2 protein-coding genes are annotated in these 1,469 nt (G+C 76.5%); both read right to left on the bottom strand.

Annotated features, from left to right (window positions below; translation table 11 throughout):
* Positions 1-346, bottom strand: a 346-nt coding sequence (locus ACFVXK_RS37780; RefSeq protein WP_389621667.1) for an rRNA adenine N-6-methyltransferase family protein, incomplete at its 3' end; no start/stop codon positions are given.
* The coding region (locus tag ACFVXK_RS37775; RefSeq protein WP_389621664.1) for a ubiquitin-like domain-containing protein at positions 343-1,469 on the bottom strand (1,127 nt) is incomplete at its 5' end. The genes ACFVXK_RS37780 and ACFVXK_RS37775, both read right to left, overlap by 4 nt.

Raw genomic sequence — 1,469 nt, 5'->3', positions numbered from 1 at the left:
TCGGGCGCGCCCCCCGGCCCTGTGGGGGGGGGCGGGGCGGGGGGGGGGTGTTGTGGTCTTCCCGCGCGGCCACGCCGCGGGGGGCCGACCCCCGCGGGGGTTCCGCCCCCGCCCCGAGGCCCGGGCCGACCTCGACGACCACGTCGTCGGGGCGGACCTCGGCGGTGCGCACGATCCGGCGGACCGTGTTGGCGTCGATGACGAAGTTCTGGCCCTTCTGCTTCGTCGGGCGCACGCCGAGGGCGGCGGCCAGCTCTCGGATGTCGGCCGGGCCGAGGAGGGCGTCGGAAGGGGCCTCGGAGGCCTGGGGGGTCCCGTGGGGCTGCTGCTGCTCTGCGGTGCTCACCGGTAAAGCCTACGGCCGCAGTGGGGCCACGGACTCGCCCCCCGCTGCACGTAGAGCTTCTTCGCCCGGAACGTCTGCTCCCCGGCCGGGGCGTCCTGGGGGCGGCCGCTGCCGCCGAGGGCCTGCCAGGTGGTCACGTCGAACTGGTAGAGGCCGCCGTAGGTGCCCGAGGCGTCGGTGGCGGCGGGCCGGCCGCCGGACTCGCACTGGGCGAGCGCGCCCCAGTCGAGGTGGTCGGCGCCGGCGACGGAGGTCGGCAGCGGCTTCGTGCCGACCTTGACGAGCTGGCTGACGGGCTCGCGGACGACCTCCTCGGCGATCTTGCGGGCGGGTTCGCGGACCCCGTTGACGGTGCGCAGCCCGTACGTGACCCGGCGCGCGCCGGGGCGCCCGGCGCGCTCGACGACCTCGGTGCCGGCGAACAGGGTGTCGTCGTCGACGCGTTCGGTCTCGTACGGGATGCGCTCCTCGCGGACCTCGCGGGTGCCGGTGATGCGCAGGACGGTGACGGTCTGGCCGTCGCGCGGGAAGGAGCCCGGGGGGACGGAGGTGGTGTCCTCGCCGCGCAGGGTGATGCCGGCCTGGTCGAGGGCCTCCTGGACGGTGGCGGCGTTGGTGCGGATGGTGCGTTCGCGGCCGTCGGCCATGAAGGTGACGCCGCGTTCGGTGCGCACGCTGAGGGTGAGTCCGGTGCGGGGGACGGCGGCGGTGGGCGGGGCGGAGAGGTAGGCGCCCTCGACGCGGACGCCGAGCTGGCGCAGGGCGGCGTCGACGGTGCGGGCGGTGGTCCACATGCGGCGGCTGGTGCCGTCGAGGGTCAGGCTCAGGGGGCGGCCGTAGCGGACGACGACCTCTTCGCCGTCCTCGAGGGAGGAGTCGCGGGCGGGGGCGACGAGGTCGTGGGGGCCGACGCCGAGGCCTTCGGCGGCCAGGAGGTCCTCGACGTTCCCGGCGAAGGTGTGGAGGGTGCGGGGTTCGCCGTCGACGGTGAGGTGGACGGACTTGTCGGCGGCGACGAAGGCGGTGGTGCCGCCGGCGAGGAAGGCCACGACGAGGGCCTGCGGGACGATGCGCCGCCAGCTGTCCAGGCCGGCGGCGCCCTGCGCGCCGCCGGTACGGGTCC

Source organism: Streptomyces sp. NPDC058157, from assembly GCF_042884105.1.
Taxonomy (GTDB): Bacteria; Actinomycetota; Actinomycetes; order Streptomycetales; family Streptomycetaceae; genus Streptomyces.
Note: the sequence above shows the minus strand (reverse complement) of the source record. Positions and strands in the feature narration are given on the sequence as shown.